The sequence below is a fragment of the Maribellus maritimus genome (assembly GCF_022267315.1).
Lineage (GTDB): Bacteria > Bacteroidota > Bacteroidia > Bacteroidales > Prolixibacteraceae > Draconibacterium > Draconibacterium maritimum.
The window spans coordinates 19,761-38,756 of the sequence record NZ_JAIKLE010000043.1 but is presented as its reverse complement, the minus strand read 5'-3'; the positions used below and the strand labels follow the sequence as shown (position 1 = coordinate 38,756).

The 18,996-nt window shown below is 37.2% G+C and carries 16 protein-coding genes and 2 tRNA genes; 8 read left to right on the top strand and 10 right to left on the bottom strand.

The genetic code is table 11. From position 1 onward, the window contains the following. Window positions 1–12 precede the first annotated feature (12 nt). Window positions 13–3,078 carry an FAD-dependent oxidoreductase gene (locus K5G00_RS25000; RefSeq protein WP_238769243.1) on the top strand — a complete coding sequence of 1,022 codons (3,066 nt, stop codon included), beginning with the start codon at window positions 13–15 and terminating at the stop codon, window positions 3,076–3,078. 75 nt (window positions 3,079–3,153) lie between these two features. On the opposite strand, the gene pgl is transcribed toward K5G00_RS25000, so the two are convergent. From pgl to mutY, 7 genes are all read right to left on the bottom strand, one after another. Beyond that, window positions 3,154–3,885 carry a 6-phosphogluconolactonase gene (gene pgl, locus K5G00_RS24995; RefSeq protein WP_238769242.1) on the bottom strand — a complete coding sequence of 244 codons (732 nt, stop codon included), beginning with the start codon at window positions 3,883–3,885 and terminating at the stop codon, window positions 3,154–3,156. Between the two features lie 43 nt (window positions 3,886–3,928). Further along, the gene (gene zwf / locus K5G00_RS24990; protein WP_238769241.1) at window positions 3,929–5,431 is read right to left on the bottom strand and encodes a glucose-6-phosphate dehydrogenase; all 1,503 of its coding nucleotides are present in this window, start codon (window positions 5,429–5,431) and stop codon (window positions 3,929–3,931) included. Window positions 5,432–5,437: 6 nt separating this feature from the next. Beyond that, window positions 5,438–6,082: a 4'-phosphopantetheinyl transferase family protein gene (locus K5G00_RS24985; protein WP_238769240.1), complete on the bottom strand. Its 645-nt coding sequence runs from the start codon at window positions 6,080–6,082 to the stop codon at window positions 5,438–5,440. Further along, entirely contained in the window at window positions 6,082–6,672 is a 591-nt protein-coding gene (gldD, locus tag K5G00_RS24980; RefSeq protein WP_238769239.1) for a gliding motility lipoprotein GldD, read from the bottom strand. Before gldD ends, K5G00_RS24985 begins: the two co-directional genes overlap by 1 nt. A 32-nt stretch (window positions 6,673–6,704) precedes the next feature. After that, window positions 6,705–8,036: a gliding motility-associated protein GldE gene (gene gldE / locus K5G00_RS24975; RefSeq protein ID WP_238769238.1), complete on the bottom strand. Its 1,332-nt coding sequence runs from the start codon at window positions 8,034–8,036 to the stop codon at window positions 6,705–6,707. Window positions 8,037–8,053: 17 nt separating this feature from the next. Then, window positions 8,054–8,509: a single-stranded DNA-binding protein gene (locus K5G00_RS24970; RefSeq protein WP_238769237.1), complete on the bottom strand. Its 456-nt coding sequence runs from the start codon at window positions 8,507–8,509 to the stop codon at window positions 8,054–8,056. 61 nt (window positions 8,510–8,570) lie between these two features. Beyond that, the gene (gene mutY, locus K5G00_RS24965; protein WP_238769236.1) at window positions 8,571–9,638 is read right to left on the bottom strand and encodes an A/G-specific adenine glycosylase; all 1,068 of its coding nucleotides are present in this window, start codon (window positions 9,636–9,638) and stop codon (window positions 8,571–8,573) included. A gap of 135 nt (window positions 9,639–9,773) precedes the next feature. Here mutY and K5G00_RS24960 point away from each other — a divergent pair, with 135 nt between their 5' ends. The 4 genes from K5G00_RS24960 to K5G00_RS24940 all read left to right on the top strand — a co-directional run bounded on the left by K5G00_RS24960 (window position 9,774) and on the right by K5G00_RS24940 (window position 14,739). Next, the gene (locus tag K5G00_RS24960) at window positions 9,774–10,058 is read left to right on the top strand and encodes an HU family DNA-binding protein (protein WP_158862575.1); all 285 of its coding nucleotides are present in this window, start codon (window positions 9,774–9,776) and stop codon (window positions 10,056–10,058) included. Between the two features lie 222 nt (window positions 10,059–10,280). Then, window positions 10,281–11,831, top strand: coding sequence for an Rne/Rng family ribonuclease (locus K5G00_RS24950; protein WP_238769235.1), 1,551 nt, complete (start codon window positions 10,281–10,283; stop codon window positions 11,829–11,831). 193 nt (window positions 11,832–12,024) lie between these two features. Continuing rightward, window positions 12,025–13,977, top strand: coding sequence for a protein-disulfide reductase DsbD family protein (locus K5G00_RS24945; protein WP_238769234.1), 1,953 nt, complete (start codon window positions 12,025–12,027; stop codon window positions 13,975–13,977). A gap of 126 nt (window positions 13,978–14,103) precedes the next feature. Then, window positions 14,104–14,739: a cysteine hydrolase family protein gene (locus tag K5G00_RS24940; RefSeq protein WP_238769233.1), complete on the top strand. Its 636-nt coding sequence runs from the start codon at window positions 14,104–14,106 to the stop codon at window positions 14,737–14,739. On the opposite strand, the gene K5G00_RS24935 is transcribed toward K5G00_RS24940, so the two are convergent. Further along, window positions 14,736–15,422, bottom strand: coding sequence for a TrmH family RNA methyltransferase (locus K5G00_RS24935; protein WP_238769232.1), 687 nt, complete (start codon window positions 15,420–15,422; stop codon window positions 14,736–14,738). The genes K5G00_RS24940 and K5G00_RS24935 overlap by 4 nt on opposite strands. Window positions 15,423–15,493: 71 nt before the next feature. Next, complete coding sequence (locus K5G00_RS24930) at window positions 15,494–15,766, bottom strand: HU family DNA-binding protein (protein WP_238769231.1); 273 nt, start codon at window positions 15,764–15,766, stop codon at window positions 15,494–15,496. Window positions 15,767–16,046: 280 nt separating this feature from the next. On the opposite strand from K5G00_RS24930, the gene K5G00_RS24925 reads away from it, so the two are divergent. The 3 genes from K5G00_RS24925 (at window position 16,047) to K5G00_RS24915 (ending at window position 17,151) form a co-directional block, all read left to right on the top strand. Beyond that, window positions 16,047–16,131: transfer RNA gene (locus tag K5G00_RS24925), tRNA-Ser, on the top strand. 153 nt (window positions 16,132–16,284) lie between these two features. Then, window positions 16,285–16,357, top strand: a tRNA-Trp gene (locus tag K5G00_RS24920). Between the two features lie 77 nt (window positions 16,358–16,434). Further along, on the top strand, window positions 16,435–17,151 hold the full coding sequence (locus tag K5G00_RS24915) for a (Fe-S)-binding protein (RefSeq protein WP_238769230.1): 717 nt from the start codon (window positions 16,435–16,437) through the stop codon (window positions 17,149–17,151). Window positions 17,152–17,164: 13 nt separating this feature from the next. On the opposite strand, the gene K5G00_RS24910 is transcribed toward K5G00_RS24915, so the two are convergent. Then, window positions 17,165–18,985, bottom strand: coding sequence for an ABC transporter ATP-binding protein (locus K5G00_RS24910; protein WP_238769229.1), 1,821 nt, complete (start codon window positions 18,983–18,985; stop codon window positions 17,165–17,167). Window positions 18,986–18,996 lie beyond the last annotated feature (11 nt).

Below are 18,996 nucleotides of genomic sequence, written 5' to 3'. Positions count from 1 at the left end.
AACCAATTTATTGTGAAACGACGAAACTTTATAAAAACCACCGCAGCAGGTTCTGCGTTTGTTTTAACCAGGAGCGCATTTGCATTCCATTCAACTGATATAAACTCTGAAAACTACGATTATTGTCACCAGTCAAAAAGACGAATCCCCGTTGCTTACGATGTTGACGTCGTAGTGATAGGCGGCTCTCTCGCAGGTGTTGCCGCAGCGGTTGAGGCTTCCAGAGCCGGTGCGAGAGTATTTCTGGCTGCTCAGGAACCTTATTTGGGAGAAGATGTCTGTGGTACTTTCCGGTTGTGGCCCAAAGACCAAAGTGTTACAAAAACCGAACTGGGAAATAAAATATTTGGCAACGGGATCCCCACTCAGCTTCATGTAAAACATACACTTGATAATGTTCTCATTGAAAACAATATCGATTTTTTATATTCTTGCTATACAACGGATATAATTACCGGAAAAAACGGAGAACCAGCTGGTGTAGTTATTGCCAACCGCTCGGGGAGACAGGCGATTCTCGCAAAAGTTATTATTGACGCAACGCCACGTGCGCTGGTTGCGCGGATGACCGGGGCAAAATTTGGAGTTTATCCTGCAGGAAAACAAAATTTTAAATTTACAGTCGTCGGAAACGATTTAAAAGAAGATATTCCCGGCTTGAAATCAAAAATATATAAAGATGTCGTTCGTGTCAGCTGGGCTTCAAAAGGAAGTGCAAATGACAGTTCTTTCTCGGAAACTGACATTCGTTACAATGCAATCGAATATACCTGCCCTGTTGAAATGAAAGACGGAAGTTGGGCATCTTTTGCGAAAGCAGAACAAGTTTTTCGCGATTTAACCTGGGATGCAAATCAGGTTGAATCAGCCGATCTTCTTTTCCAAAATCCGCCAGATAAACTGCTTGGCCAAAAACGTTGGAATAATGCAGATGTAGATTCGGATAAAATCAATATTAAAGTTTTTCAACCCCGAAAAATCGATAATGTTTTTGTATTGAGCGGGAGTGCAAATCTCAGTTTAGACGCATCAGAAACACTTTTGGAACCCGGTAAACTTATCAGAATCGGAGAACGGATTGGTAATGAGGCTGCTATAATAGCGAGCACTTTAGCAACAGCAGAAAATCCAAAAATCCCGGGTAAAGCCGGTTCAAATATTTCAAGAGGTGACGTTGGTGAATTACTGGAAGGATTGCGTCCCTCTTTAAATAAAGGAGATGTTGAAGCGCAGGATACTATCCTACCAGTTATGGGTACTTACGATGTTCTGGTAATGGGAGGTGGAACAGCAGGAGCTCCGGCCGGTGTTGGCGCTGCGAAACATGGAGCCAAAACCCTTGTCATCGACTACATGCATGGTCTTGGAGGAATTGGAACAATGGGAATGATTGGCAGGTATTATCATGGCTATCGCAAGGGCTACACAAATATTGTCGATAACGGAGTAAAAAATATGGGCCCTGATAATCCAAGAAAAAAAGGCTCTTTGGCAGAATGGGTATTTGACTGGAAAACCGAATATTTCAGAAAAGAAATCCGAAACGCCGGCGGTGATATCTGGTTTGGCGTGATGGGGATTGGTGCCTATGTAGATAATGGCAAGGTTAAAGGTGTGGTGGTTGCCACTCCTGAAGGAAAAGGTGTTGTATTAGCGAGCACAGTGATTGATTCTTCGGGAAGTGCTGATATCGCTGTTGCAGCAGGCGCAGATTACAGTTATACCGACGGACTCTCAGTGGCCGTTCAGGGCTCCGGACTACCTTTTAAAAATCCAAATGATTTTTATAACAATACCGATTGGACATTTATTAACGACACCGACATGCTTGATGTTTGGCGATCTTTTGTTGTCGCAAAAGATAAGTTTAGCGAACAATACGATATCGGTAAAATGCCGCAAACCCGTGAACGAAGAAGGATGATCGGCGACTTCACTGTTTCTGTGCTGGATGTGTATAACGGACGAACATATCCCGATACCATTTCGGTTCATTTTAGCTCCTTCGATACACACGGATTTACAGAAGATCCGTTTTTCTCTTTAAAACCGCCTGAACATAGTGGTGTTGATGTTACAGCCTTTGTTCCTTTCAGAGCGCTTTTACCAAAAGGATTGGAAGGAATCGCTGTTACAGGTTTAGGGGCCAGTGCCCACCGCGATGCAATGCCGGTTATTCGGATGCAACCCTGTTTACAAAACCAGGGATATGCCGTTGGCTGGGCCGCAGCGATGGCAGCTTCAAACCAGCAAAACATCCGCTATATCAATTTAAAAAAATTACAGAAAGAATTGGTTAAGGTTGGAAGTTTACCTGAACATGTTGTTACAGATGTGGACAATTATCCTCCGCCAATGAGCAAAATTCAAGAGGCAGCGAAAACAGTTGTAAACGATTTGAAAGGCCTTGAAATTATCTTATGGGATCAGGAAAAAGGTATAGCAGCAATGACCGACCAGTACCATTTTTCTCAAAATGAAAACGACAAACTGGTTTATGCACGTATTTTGGGAATGCTCGGAAATCCGACCGGCTGGCAGGATTTAATAAAAGCAATTGATAGTTACGACGATTGGGATGAAGGATGGAACTACCGGGGAATGGGACAGTTCGGAAGAAGTATAAGTTATCTCGACAGTTTGATAATCGCAGTGGGTAGAACAAAAAAAATTGAAGCTATTCCTTCCATTGCCAGATTAGCTGAGAAGCTGACACCCGAAAGCCACTTCTCTCATTTCCGTGCAGTTGCAATTGCACTGGAAACAATTGCTGATCAGGAAGGAGCTGAGCCTCTTTTCAAACTGCTCCAAATGCCGGGAGTTCGGGGGCATTCCATGCTGGATATTGAAACCGCAAAAAAAATAGCTCCACCCGACAAAAATGATGTAAGTACAAGAAATAATTCACTCAGGGAACTTATTTTGGGGAGAGCCTTGTTTAAATGTGGAGATATGAATGACGTCGGAAACCAAATTCTGGATGAATATTCCCGCGATCTTCGCGGACATTACTACCGTCATGCAAATGGTGTTTTACAGTTATTCTCAAAGCAAAAAAATCCGGATATAGAAATGTAGATCCTAAGAAGGTATTCAAAACATACAAGTCCCCGGCCATATATATTTTAGCCGGGGATTTGTATCATATTTTATTCAGGAAATTCTTGATGCTGCTTCCTCATCAAGGTACCAAATCAATTCTCCATTTTTCGGAGAAATATAATAAGCCGGAAGAAGCTTGGCTGCTTCGTCGTCGTTCATTATTTCAGAAATACGTAGCGCCTTATTTGCACCTGTAACAAGAAAAAAAACACGACTGGCGTTGTTTAAAACTTTTCCGGTGAGTGTAATTCTGTTTTGCCCGGTTATTGGATGCTGGCTGGCAGCACAAATATTTTCATTTTCAAACAATTCAATCTGGTCTGGAAAAATGGAAGCTGTATGGCCATCTTCTCCCAAACCAAGAATAATAAGATCAAAAACTGGATTTTCTCCCCGGTAATTCAAATTTTGCGCAATTTCATCAGCATAACGCAAAGCTTCAACTTCGGGAATATTTTCCCCTTTTATCCGGTGTATATTTTCTTTGGGAACAGCAATTTTGGCAAACAAAAATTCATCTGTCATTTTGAAGTTACTCTCGTCATCTTGAGGAGGCACACAACGTTCATCCCCCCACCAAAAATGAATTCGTTCCCAGGGAATCTCTGCCGAAAACTCAGCAGCCAGGATCTTGAATAGCTTTTTAGGTGTAGTTCCTCCGGAAAGGGCCACATCAAATCTCTTTTGAGGAGATTCCTGTGTAAGTTTTAATATTTCTCTGGCAACAGCCTCACATACTTTCTTTGGTTTGGAAAATATTTTTACTTCAGGTATCGTAGTCATTGCAGTTTGTTTATTTTGATAAAGTTAAACAAATTTAATAAAACTACAGTTCACAGTATAAGCCATCGTCCGTCAGGTTTTTACAGGGATATCTCCATGCACCCCGGGGAGAAATTAATTTATCAGAATCCTCCGGCCCCCATGTACCTGCAGGATATCCATAAATCGGTATTTCAGGATTGGTTCCCCATGCATTAATGATTGGCTGAACAAATTTCCAGGCTTCCTCAACTGCATCACCTCTCGCATACAATGTTGCATCTCCCTGCATACAATCAAGCAACAGCCGTTCATATGCTGAAGACAAATGTTTGTCAGCCAAATCAGAGTAGTGAAAATCCATATTTACAGTCTGCACATCAAAACCTGCTCCCGGAGTTTTCATTCCAAATTTCAGCAAAATCCCTTCATCAGGCTGAATACGAATAATCAACTGATTGTTTCCTCCTGACAGGGACTGAGAAGGATTAAATAAATGATGTGGAACACTTTTAAAATGAATAACAATTTCTGTAACGCGGGTTGGCAATTTTTTCCCGGTGCGAATAAAAAAAGGAACACCGGCCCACCGCCAGTTATCAATAAAAAACTTAATCGCTACAAATGTTTCAGTTCTTGAAAGATGATCAACTCCGGGCTCGTCACGATACCCCAGAACCTTTTCACCTTTTATTACCGAATCAGTATACTGACCACGGATCACATATTTCGACACCTGGCTTTCAGAAATTGGCCGCAAAGACTGAAATACTTTCAGGATCTCATTTCTAATCGCGTCAGCTTCTACAACAACAGGAGGTTCCATTGCAACAAAACCTACCAACTGAAGCAAATGATTTTGTAACATATCGCGTAAAGCTCCCGAGTGATCATAATAACCTCCACGACCTTCAACACCAAGATTTTCGGCCGAAGTAATTTCAACACGTTCTATGTAATTTTGATTCCATAAAGGCTCAAAAATTCCGTTCGAGAAACGTGTAACCAACATATTCTGTACGGTTTCTTTTCCAAGGTAGTGGTCTATCCTGTATATTTGTTCTTCCTGAAAATAATTCAACAAGCTAATATTCAATTCTTTTGCCGATTTCAAATCACTGCCAAAAGGTTTTTCTATGATCAGCCTTCTAAAGAATTTTTCAGACTTACTTAAACCTGCACTCGCCAAATGTTTGGGTATAACGTCGTACAACGAAGGCGGAGTCGACAAATAAAAGATATAATTTGCTTCCATTTTATGTTGTTTCTCCAGCTCAGTGAGTCTTTCTTTAAGTTTGCCATAATCTTTCTCTTCTGATGGAGAAATTGGTTGGTAAAAAAGCATTTCTTTAAAATCCTCCACACCTTCCTCTTTTGATAAAAACTCATCAGCTTTTGCCCTGAAATCATCATCCGAAAGTTCTGTTCTGGAAGCTCCGAGAACAACAAATTTATCGGGAAGTAATTTATCTTTGTAAAGTTGAAATAACGCCGGTAATAATTTACGTTTTGTCAGATCGCCTGAAGCGCCAAAAATAATTAAAATCTGATTTTCTGCTTTTTTCATGTTTATTCATGATTTTATTACATCTTCAACACAAAAAACGATAACATTGTTTTTGTAATCGAAATGTTGAAGTTGATATGTGATATTTTCATTTTCGCGAACCTTTTCTCCTCTAAACTTTTTATTCTTATGAATAGAAAAAGGGGAAATAAAAATCTCTGACCTGAAATCGATTCCCTGTCTTTCGGAACACTTGAAAATGGCTTCTTTGGCGCACCATAAAAGAATTGTCGCTTTTTGCGGGTTCCCACAATCTTTAACAAACCTTTTTTCTTTTTCATCCAAAAAACGTTGGGCAACATTTTCAATTTTTCTCTTCGAGTCTTCAACATCGATCCCAATTCTTTTTTTGGAAAGAAAAACTACGGCCAAATCCCTTGAATGAGAAATGCTGAGATTAGTGGTAGAATTTTTTAATAATGGTCGGCCTGAATCGTCATACAAAATTTCAGTTTTTTTTCCCAATAGCTTCTGCAAAAGCAAACGAACGACTATAAATTCCTTTTTCCTTCGTATTGAAGAGAACATTTCAAATTCTTTTTTTTCCGTTTCTGAAAAATAAATTTGACAATATAAAACCTCCAGCTCTTCGGTAATTTCCCAAATTCCGACAATTCCGTCTGCCAGTTCTATTTTTTTTGCAAAAGCCATTATTCCCAGTAGGTTGTTTCAATTAAACGTACAACATCGGGTTCCAGAAAATCGATAACCGGTTTTATTGAATCTATATTCGGGACTTCGCGAATGTAAAGTGCACCTCGTAAAAAATGTTGTGTACTATCGGTTAAAAAAAACTGCATTGGTGAAGCTGCATTTCCTTCAATTTTATATACAATCCCATAAACATCGTTTGCCGGATTTACAAAAACCCGCTCATTGATAGCATTTGCCTTTATAGAATGTTTGTAAGCCAATTCTCTCGATTCCTCCATAAATTCAGCCAGTTGCATTCTTTTCTCTGTTCCTTGTCCTTTTATTGTGTAATATGAAATATGTACTTCGGCCTTGTTTTCGGGCACTTCAATATTTATCCAATTGGGTTCTTCCGGGTTTCGCGAGTCAGGTTGAATCTGAGAATAATCAGGTATTTCAAAACGATAGGGAAATTTATTTTCTATCCAGTGGTAATTTTTTTCAGGAAAATCAATCCGAAAATACCCCCGTGGTTTTGGTGTATATTTTTGACGGCAACTCCCCAGAAAAAGAATAAAAATAAAAAACCACAAGTAATGTTTTTTCATCGCGTATATTTTGTTTTTGAGAATAACGGAAATTAAGGCTGTTTATTCAATTCTACCTTAATTTGTTTGATCCTGCGATTATCAACTGCATCAATGGTAAATTTAAAATCCTTGCAAACTATTTTTTCATTCTTTACGGGAATTTCCCCTCTGAGTTCAAGAATTAGTCCGGCAAGAGTATCTGCGTCACCTTTTACATCATCAAATACATTATCTCTGCATTCCATGGTTTTGTAAAAATCGATTAAAAGTGTTTTTCCGTCAAAAAGATAGGTATTATCCGTAATTTTTGAGAAGTAACTTTCCTCTTCGTCAAATTCGTCAGTAATATCTCCCACAATTTCTTCCAGGATATCTTCGAGAGTAACAATGCCTGCTGTTCCTCCGTATTCGTCAATTACGATAGCAAAATGTACTCTGGTTTTTTGGAACTCCTCAAGAAGCGAATTTATTTTTTTTGTTTCGGGAACATAAAACGGAGGGCGAATCAGGGTTTGCCATCTGAAAGTGTTTCCTTTGTGGCTATGAGGCAGTAAATCTTTAGTATATAAAATACCGCTGATATTATCAAATGAATCGATATAAACAGGTATTCGCGAGTAGCCCGACTCAATTATCACATTTAAAACATCGGAAAAGCTGACTTTAATGTCAAGTGAAACCACATCAACACGAGGCTTCATAATCTCCTCAACACTTTTATTCCCAAATTTCACAATTCCTTCCAGTATCTCCTTTTCTTCCGAAAGCTCTTGTTCTGAAGTAAGCTCAAGAGCCTGAGAAATTTCATCCATCGAAATATTCTTCCGGTGTCTCTGCATTCGTTTATTTACGATAGATGAAGAATATAATAAAATGGCATTTACCGGCCGGAACACTTTTTCAAGCGTTAACAAGGGAATAGCCATAAATTTTGAAAACCCCAGCGCATAATGATTGGCATATATTTTTGGTAATATCTCGCCAAACAACAGTAGAAAAAATGTAATTACAACCACCTGAAGAATAAATTCTAACACCGGTGCATTAACGATGGTTACAAGATTACTTGAAACGTAAGTTGTTAAAATAATTATTCCAACATTAACAAAATTATTGGCCACCAAAATAGTGGCCAGCAACTTTTCCGGGTTTTCCAGATTTTTGAGCACCCCTGTATTGGTTTTGTTCTTTTTATGTAACAATTTCTTTTTATCAGCTGCACTTAAAGAAAAATAGGCAACTTCGGAACCGCTAATAAGCGCAGAACTTAATAACAGCAGAAGAATTATTACAATTGCTGCAACAAAACTTAAACTAACGGGGTGAAACTGAATATCCCAATTGTTAATCGTCGATGCTGTCAGCAATGAATCTGTTTCCAAACTAATTTATCTTAGGTTTAAAATGGCAAATCATCATCGCCTTCTGATTCTTCAAAATCAGGTTCATTTTGACTCCCCTTGGGAGACGACGAATTTTGATTTTCGTTGTATTGTGACGACTGGTTATCTGACGACTGATTGTCATTCCGGCTACCAAGCATTTGCATTACGTCGCCATATATTTCAGTTATATATCTCTTATTTCCATCCTTATCATCATATGAGCGGGTCCTGATTCTCCCCTCAATATATAATTGCCGCCCTTTTGTAACGTATTTTTCTGCCACATCAGCAAGCCCGCGCCAAAGCACAATGTTGTGCCATTCTGTTGTTGTAACTCTGTCTCCGTTTTTTGCTAAATAAGTTTCCGAAGTAGCCAATGGGAAGTTTGCAACGGCAACTCCCGAGTCAAGATGTCTTACTTCCGGATCTTTTCCAACGTTTCCTACTAAAATAACTTTGTTTACTGACATAATTTTAACTTTTATAGGTTAACATTTAAAATTACGAATTACATAAAAATATAATAGTAATTCAATCTTTTTTTTCATTTAAATTCAATTCTTTAATAAATTCTTCGATTAACCTCGGAACAGCAAATTTAGAAATATCTTTTTTATTTACCTGAATATATTTTGGGTCTACGCATCTGCTATCAGAAATTTCGACAGAAACCAACCTGGAAAAAATTACCTGATGGCTTAAGATGTGTTTTTTCTCAGCCGATAACCTCTTTATATTAAAATGACATTGTTTAAAAAAACCAACATTTTCCGTGTTGTTTAATATTTCACCCTCTGTGAGTGGTTCTTTTGTTTCAAAAAGCGGAAACTGGTATAAATTTCTCCAAATATCTTTTCCTTCTCTCTTTTCAATATAAACCTTTTCGCCATTTTCGATAAAATAATAGTAGAAATATCGTTTTTGTTGTTTTATTTTCTTTGTTTTTACCGGTAGTTGCTGAACTTGTTTGTTTTTTGCTGCAAAACAAGTTCTCAACAAAACACAATTTTTACAGTCAGGTGTTTGGGGAATACATTGTAAAGCTCCAAATTCCATTAAGGCTTGGTTATGAAAACCAGCATTTCTGTCGGGCACAAGTTCTCCGGCAATTGTTTCAATCTCCTTTCTCCCTTTCGAAGAGTCTACAGGCGTCGAAATTCCGTAATACCTTGCAAGAACTCTATATATATTACCATCAACCGTCGCATATGGCAAATCAAAAGCGATTGAAGCAATGGCGGCTGCTGTATATGGCCCAACCCCTTTTAATTTTAGGATACCTTTGTAATCCGATGGGAATTTCCCGTTAAATTCGCTTTGGATATGTTTTGCTGTAAAATGTAGATTTCTTGCGCGCGAATAATACCCTAAGCCTTGCCAAGCTTTCAACACCTCATCTTCAGTGGCTTTGGCCAAATCATTAACAGTAGGGAAACGTTCAACAAAACGTAAATAATATTTTGTTCCCTGTGCAACACGCGTTTGTTGCAGAATTATCTCGGAAAGCCAAATATAGTATGGCTCAGTTGTTTGTCTCCAGGGAAGCTCCCTTCTATTTCTTTTAAACCACTTATATATTACATCTAAAAATACTTCCATTTTCCGCTAACCCGTTAAATATCTTAAGAAAAACAAAAATAATTTTTTTGAAATGCTTTCCGGTTCTTAAATTATTTATATTTTTGCACACCAGTTTATTTCGATTAATACATTGAAAATTAAATATTTTAAGAAATGACAAAGGCAGATATTGTAAATGAAATTTCAAAAAACACAGGAATTGAGAAGGTAACTGTTCAAAAAACAGTGGAAGCCTTTATGGAAACTGTTAAAGATTCATTAGTAGATGGTAAAAATGTTTACCTAAGAGGATTTGGTAGTTATGTTGTTAAGAAAAGAGCAGAAAAAACTGCAAGGAATATTTCAAAAAACACCACGATAATCATACCGGCGCATAATATTCCTTCTTTTAAACCAGCAAAATCATTTGTTGCAAAAGTTAAAAATCAAGTAAAATAGTGTATTATGCCAAGCGGAAAAAAAAGAAAAAGACATAAAATGGCTACGCATAAAAGAAAAAAAAGATTGCGTAAAAACAGACACAAAAAGAAGAAATAAGGTTTTAATAAGCCTAACTTATTAAGAATATTTTGATTAAACCTAAGGCAGTTTTTTGTCTTAGGTTTAATCTGTTAATATAGTATTGTTATTAATAAAAATTTACAGATTAAAATTTAGGTTGTGAGTAGCGATTTAATTATTGATGTAACTCCATCCGAAATTGTCATTGCTCTACAGGAAAACAAAAAGCTTGTTGAATTAACACGGGAAAGAAGCGGTGCAAAGTTTGCAGTGGGTGATATTTATCTCGGGAAGGTAAAGAAAATAATGCCTAGCCTGAATGCTTCTTTTATTGATGTTGGTTACGAAAAAGATGCCTTCCTGCACTACCTCGACATGGGACCGCAATTTGCGACATTAAACAAATTTGTTCGCATTGCGTCTTCAAGAAAAAACAAAGTTTCATCCCTTTCCCGAATTCATTCAGAACCTGATATCGATAAGGAAGGGAAAGTAAACAACCTACTTAAAGTAGGACAAAAAATTTTGGTGCAGGTAGCCAAAGAACCCATTTCAACCAAAGGCCCAAGACTAACCTCTGAAATCTCAATTGCAGGGCGTTACCTGGTGCTAATGCCATTCAGCGACAAAATTTCTGTTTCTCAGAAGATTAAAACTACCGAAGAAAAAAACCGGCTAAAAAAACTGGTTCAAAGTATTAAACCAAAAAAATACGGGGTAATTATCAGAACCGTTGCTGAAGGTAAAAAAGTTGCTGAACTCGACCAGGAATTACGCAGATTGGTTGACAAATGGGAAACCACTTTTAACAAGCTTCGTCGCGCACAGCCACCGTCACTCATTATCGGGGAAATGGACAGGACAACGGCGCTTCTGCGCGACATTTATCATTCCAACTTTAGCAGTATTATTGTTAACGATCAATCGGTTGCTAATGAAATTAGCGATTACATAGGCAGCATTCAGCCTGACAAAAAGAAAATTGTAAAATTTTACAAAGGACGTCAACCCATTTTTGAACACTATGGAATTGAAAAACAAATTAAAGCGTCGTTTGGAAAAACAGTTTCATTTAAAGATGGTGCCTATTTAATCGTTGAACATACCGAAGCATTTCATGTAATTGACGTTAACAGTGGAAACCGCGCTAAAGTTGGGCTCGACCAGGAAACCAACGCACTGGATGTAAACCTGGCCGCCTGTAATGAAATTGCAAGACAACTTCGTTTGCGAGACATGGGAGGTATTATTGTCATTGATTTTATTGACATGCACCAGGCTTCTAATCGCCAGAAAGTGTACGAACACATGAAGGAGATTATGGCCGGAGATCGGACCAAGCACAACATTTTACCGTTAAGTAAGTTCTGTCTCATGCAGATTACCCGGCAACGTGTACGCCCGGAAGAAAATATAGAGACAGCAGAAAACTGCCCTACGTGCAAAGGCAGTGGTAAAATTGTGCCCACTATTTTATTTGCCGACGAACTGGATGGTAAAGTAAAATACATTCTGAAAGATTTGAATAAGAAAAAACTGAATCTAAAAGTACATCCGTATATTGCGGCATACCTAACCAAAGGTTTTAAAAGTATACGAAACCAATGGTTTTTGAAGCATATGCGATGGGTTAATGTAGAATCCAACAGTACCTATTCTTATCTGGAATATCATTTTTTTGATGAAAATCTTGAAGAAATAATTCTTTAAGAAAAAGCCGTTCATTCAAAAATGAGCGGCTTTTTTTTAAAATTCTGTTAAAATTCATAAAATGTTACATTAATTGATTATTTTTTTGCCATAAATGGAACTTTTGTCACAGCAAACCAAATGGAATCATTTTTGTTTTATGAACATATTTATATTTGTGCATATTTAACATAAAAGAAAACGCCATATTAAAATGAAGAAACTATCAGTTATTATTGTTTTGCTACTATCAGTCCTGTTTGTAAAAGGGCAAATTGTAAACCCAACTTCCTGGACCTTTGACTCCAAACAAAACGGAAACGAAGTTGAATTAATCTTCAAAGCCTCAATTGAAGATGGTTGGCACCTGTATGATACCTATTTGCCGGAAGGAGGGCCAATCGCAACGGCATTTGTTTTTGATGATTCCACAAAATTTGAATTTATCGGGGATATTCAAAAAAATCCCGAACCGGTTAAGGTTTTTGATGAAACTTTTCAAATGAACGTAGGATATTTTAGTCATGAAGCAACTTTAACTCAAAAAATTAAGTTACTAACCGACAATGAGATAGAAATAAAAGGATATGTTCTTTTTATGAGTTGTAATGACGAAACCTGTACTCCACCCAATGAAACCGAATTTTCGTTTACATTTAACAAAGGGAAAACATCAGGTGAAACAGGACTGTCTCCGACATCCAACGAAGAAATTACAACCTCATCAACTTCAGGCTCAGCCAGCGGACAAACCATTTGGTTATTTATTTTAATATCGGCACTGGCTGGTCTGGCTGCCATTTTGACTCCTTGTGTATTTCCGATGATACCCATGACAGTATCTTTTTTTATGCGTGGAAGCGAAAACCGCAGTAAAGCCATAAGAACCGGATTCTTTTTTGGATTCTCAATCGTACTTATTTTCACCTTGCTTGGAGCCTTATTTTCCTTCGGAATTTTTGGACCAAATGTAGGAAGTATCTTAAGTACCCACTGGATTCCAAATATCTTGTTTTTTATTTTATTCCTTGTTTTTGCTATTTCCTTTTTCGGAGCTTTTGAGATTGTTCTACCCAGCAGCCTGGTTAACAAAACCGACTCTCAGGCTGACAAAGGTGGGTTGATTGGAGCATTTTTTATGGCGCTAACAACCGTTATCGTTTCATTTTCATGTACAGGACCGTTTATTGGGGCACTTATTATTCAAGCTGTTCAGGATGGCGGAATGCGTCCTCTGATTGGGATGTTCTTTTTTGGACTGGCTTTTGCAACTCCATTTACATTGCTTGCCATATTCCCTTCTGCATTAAGTAAACTTCCCAAATCAGGCGGTTGGCTAAATGCAATAAAAGTTGTTTTTGCCTTTATCCTTTTGGCATTTGGGTTAAAATTTGTGAGCAATATTGATCAGGTTTACGGTCTTGGGATATTAAGCCGCGAAATTTATCTGGCAATCTGGATTGTAGTATTCTCCATTTTAGGAATGTATTTTCTGGGCAAAATTAAATTTTCGCACGACAGTGATTTACCTTATGTTAGTGTTGGAAGATTATTTCTTTCGATTGCTACATTTACCTTTGTAATTTATTTATTTACCGGCTTATTGGGGAATCCGTTATCTTCAATTTCATCACTAATTCCACCGGCAAGCACGAATACATATTTGACGCAAAATACTTCGTCCAATGGTGTTCACAGTTCATCAACTGAAGAACTTTGTGGTCCGGCCAAATATGCCGACAAACTGCACCTTCCGCATGGATTGCCGGGATATTTTGATTATGAACAGGGACTTGCATGTGCGCAGGAACAGGGAAAACCAGCATTTGTTGTATTTAAAGGGCATGCATGTGCAAACTGTAAAAAAATGGAAAACTCGGTTTGGGCAGATCCGGAAGCTTTACAAATACTATCAGAAAAGTATGTTATTATCGGCTTGTATACTGATGACCGAACAAAACTGCCAGAAGATGAATGGACAAGCTCAGAAGTTGACGGAAAAGTAAAAAAGACCATGGGACAGAAAAATCTGGATCTTCTTATTTCAAAATACGGGACAAACACAATTCCTTATCATGCTATCGTTGAACCGGATGGCACTGAATATACAATGAGTGTTACTTTTGACGATGAAGAATTTAAAACATTTCTAGAAAAAGGAATCTAAAAAATATATTGACAAAATTAAAACCGGAATTCTTCCGGTTTTTTTTGCAATAAAAATTTAACATTCAGAACACTTAAGAATCATTATAAATAAATAAATTTAAAGGAATTTTATAAAAGAAGAACAATGGATTTTTCCAATTGGCTATTCTGGAATGTTGACACACAAAAAGATTTTGTGGAACCTGATGGAAAACTTTATGTTGAAGGTGCAGAGAACCTCAAAAACAAATGGAAAGAATTAACAGAGTTTGCTGAAAAAAAAATGATACGGGTAGTAAATTCAGCAGATCATCATTTTTATAATTCGCCCGAATTGGATTCTTCCCCCGATTTTATAAAAACATTTCCTGAGCATTGTATGGCCGGAACAGAAGGTGCCGATTATATAAATGAAACTGCCCCGGAAGATCCTGTAATATTTGACTGGAACAAGGAATATTTGATTACACCCGAGATTCTGGACCTTAACAAATACCGAAATTTTATCATCAGAAAAGATGCATTTGATGTATTTTCAGGGAATCAGTGGACAAAAAAGATTTTAAAAATGATTAATCCTGACACAGTGGTTGTTTATGGTGTTACAACCAATGTATGTGTAGATTATGCTGTAAAAGGATTAAACAGAAAAGTCAAAAACATTATTGTGATTAAGGATGCTATCAAAGAACTTCCCAAAATACCACTACCGTTTGAAAATTGGGAGAAAAAAGGAGTAAAGTTAATTCCCCTCGATGTTTTTTTTAAAATGGTAGGCTAATCCTGCTCTTTTGTCATTTCTTTATAAAAACGTTCTTCAAGCAACTGACTTTGTTTGACAGTTGATCTTATCCATTCCAATTTTATTTCATCTTTTTCTTTCTCTGGCAATTTCCATTTTTCCGGTTCCAATTCACGCAAACGATTTGAAATTTCATACAAAACCAAAGCAGCTGAAACGGAAATATTAAAACTCTCGGTAAATCCGTACATCGGTATTTTTAAAAATTCATCAGCTTCATTCATAATTATTTCGGAAACACCTGGCAGTTCAGAACCAAAAACCAATGCGGCTTTTCCTTTTCGTACATCAAATTCATGAAGTGTCTGCTCGCTGGTATGTGGGGTAGTCGCGATGATACGATAACCGTCCTTTTTTAATTTTTTAATCGCGTTCTGACTATTATGCTCTTCCTCGTTATATTTTTGAATACTTAGCCATTTTGAAGAGCCCAGAGACACTTCTTTATTTACAGTAAACTCATTTCTGTTTTCAATAACGTGTACATTCTGAATACCAAAGCAATCACAGGAACGTAAAACGGCACTGGCATTTTGCGGCTGAAAAATATCTTCAAGAACGACGGTAATATAATTTGTACGTTCATTTAAAACTTTTTCAAAAAGAGCCAACCTGGCCGGGGTTATAAATTTTGACAGATAGCGAAGAAGATTTTTATGCATAAATACCATTTTAAACAAAAATAAAAAAAGGGAAACAATTTCTTGTTTCCCTTTCTTTCTATCCGTTTCAGTTACGATACAGCGTCTGCTAATTCTGCACCAGCTTTAAATTTTACAACTTTTTTAGCTGGAATTGTAATTTCTTTACCCGTCTGCGGGTTTCTTCCTGTTCTGGCACCACGTTCAGAAACTGAAAATGAGCCAAATCCAATAAGCGCAACTCTATCACCATCTTTTAAGGCATCAGTAGTTGCAGAAACAAATGCGTCAAGAGCTTTTTTAGCGTCTGCTTTAGTTAGGCCTGCTTTTTCGGCCATTGCATCAATTAATTGTGCTTTGTTCATACGGCAAAAATTTAAATAATTATTAAATTATTGAAAATAAGTGTGTTAAATAATTTTATAAAACTTATATTCTCTGTCTAAAATTGAAAAATAAAACTCTTCGGCATTCTAGACTACCAGTAAAATCAATAGTTTCAGAGAACTTTTTTATAGCTTCACTAAATTCCGAAATAAGTTTTAAAAAACCAAACCAAACGCATCTTTTTTTTTCATCAAAAAAGTTATTTTTCAACTAAAAGGTTTTTGTGTATTCAAAAAAAATTCTACTTTTGTCGCGCCTGGAGAGATGGCAGAGTGGTCGAATGCGGCGGTCTTGAAAACCGTTGTACCGAGAGGTACCGGGGGTTCGAATCCCTCTCTCTCCGCAGAAAATCCACCGGTTTTAACTGGTGGATTTTTTATTTCTTTTATTGTTAATAACTTTTTGTGTGTAAAACCTGAAAATACACACTTCTCCTGCGCAAAAAAGTTTAGGTAATATAAATTGAATTATTATATTTGCACTCGCAAAAAGAAACACGGGTGTAGCTCAGTTGGCAGAGCACTGGTCTCCAAAACCAGGTGTCGGGAGTTCGAGTCTCTCCTCCCGTGCAAAAAGCTGTAGAAATACGGCTTTTTCTTTTTTAACACCATTTCATTTTTATATTTTCACTAAAATTTTATTCCTAATGGAGGTTAATGCTTTTATTCCCTGTTTTATTGACCAGCTTTATCCCAAAACAGCTGCAAATTTTATAGCCATATTAAAAAAGGCAGGATGTGAAGTAAATTATAATCCGGAACAAACTTGCTGCGGACAACCTGCATTTAACAGTGGCTATTGGAAAGAAGCCAAAACAATGGCTGTAAAATTTCTAAACGATTTCTCCGAAGCCAAAACAATTGTTTCTCCTTCGGCGTCGTGTACCGGTTTTATAAGAAACTATTATGAACGCCTGCTAACAAACGAAGATCAATTAAACAAATACAGACAATTGGCTCCGCATATTTTTGAGTTTTCTGATTTCCTTGCGAATCATTTGGGAATTACTGATTTTCAGGCAGAATTTAACCACAAAGTTACGTTTCACGACTCTTGTGCCGGTTTACGTGAGTATGGAATCAAAGAGGAACCGCGAAAGCTATTGAAAAATGTAAAAGGGCTGGAACTAATCGAAATGGAAGATACAACAACATGCTGCGGTTTTGGAGGAACTTTTGCCGCTAAATTTCATGACATATCAGCTGCAATGACCGAACAAAAAGTTGAAAATGCGTTAAGAACAGGTGCAGAATATATTGTTTCAACCGAAGCTTCCTGTCTGTTAAATATTGAAGCTTATATAAAAAAACAAAAACTGCCAATCAGAACAATACACCTAGCTGATGTTCTGGCCCATTTTTAACAAAACAAATACTTTAAAAGACCTGCATTTTATGTAACTTCTCGTAGTGTCCGTTTAGTTTCAAAAGTTCGTCGTGTGTCCCTTTTTCTACAATTTTTCCTTTGTGCACAACACAAATAAGGTCAGCATTTTTTATGGTTGAAAGACGGTGAGCAATAACCAGCGAAGTTCTGTTCTTCATCAATTTTCCAAGCGCATCCTGAACCAGTCGTTCCGATTCCGTATCAAGAGCGGAAGTTGCTTCATCCAAGATCAGTATGGGCGGGTTATTCAGAACCGCACGCGCAATAGAAATCCGCTGCTTTTGGCCACCAGACAATTTATCTCCTCTGTCACCAATCGGAGTGTCATAACCCTGTTCATACTCCATAATAAAATCATGAGCATTGGCAATTTTCGCTGCATGAATAACATCTTCCGTTTTGGGATTTTCCATTCCAAAAGCAATGTTATTAAAAAAAGTATCGTTAAAAAGAATTGGTTCCTGATTTACGTTTCCTATTAAATTTCGCAGGCTTCTGATTTTCAAATCACGTAAATCAATTCCGTCAATTTCAATTGCACCTTCTGTAACATCCCAAAAGCGTGGAAGCAAGTCAACCAAAGTAGTTTTCCCCCCCCCCGATTTCCCTACAAAGGCAATGGTCTTTCCCTTTTCAATTTTAAGCGAAACATTCTTTAAAACAGGTGTAGCGCCATACGAAAACGAAACATCCTTATAGTTTACGCTTTCGTTGAACTCATTTATTTCTTTTGCATCTACTTTCTCAACAATATTGGTTTCTGTCAGCAAAATACGGTCGATTCTCTCCATTGACGCCAGACCTTTTTCTACACTGTATAGCGCTGTCGAAAATGCTTTCCCTGGATTGATTATATTATAGAAAAAGACAAGGTAACCTATAAATCTGGCGGCATCAAGTGAACTGTTTCCACTCAGAATGAGTCTTCCTCCATACCACAATACAACAATAATCAACGTTGTCCCCAAAAACTCACTTACCGGATGTGCTAAAAATCGTCTCCACATCAGTTGGTTCATAATTTGGAAGTAATTCTGGTTTTCTTTTTCAAACCTGCCTGTGGCTTTCTTCTCAGCATTAAACGATTTTATGACTCTCAAGCCCGACAGATCTTCTTCAATAATCGATAAAATCTCCCCCATTTTATCTTGTCCCTTTCGCGATTTCTTTTTCAAACTTTTTCCAATAGCACCAATAATATAACCAACTACAGGAAAAACAATAAATACAAACAAAGTAAGACTCCAGCTCATATAAATCATCACTGCAACCGACACGATAATCAGAATTGGATTTTTAATCATCATGTCAAGTGAATTCATAATTGAATTTTCCACTTCGTTTACGTCATTTGTCATTCGCGCCATTATATCCCCTTTCTTTTCTTCCGAAAAAAATCCGAGTGGGAGATAAATAATTTTTTGGTAAATCATTGAACGAATATCGCGCACAACACCATTTCGGATGGCCACAATCATAAAGTTTGCCAGATAGTAAAATCCGGTCTTCAATAACACATTCAGAATGATAAAAACTCCGATAAAAATCAGTGCTCTCTCCTGCCCATGTTGTTTAATTATCTCGCTAATATAATAATTCACATATTCAGCAACCGAGCTAATACTTAAACTGAAATCGGGTTTCGCTGTAACCAATTCCTTTATACCAAATAGAATTTGCAACGTAGGTATAAGTAACAAAAAAGAGAAAGCCCCAAAAATGGCACTAAAAAAGTTATATACAATATTTAAAACCAGCTTCCATTTATATGGTGGAACAAAACGACGAAGCAGTCTGAAAAAGTCTTTCATTAAATAGCTTT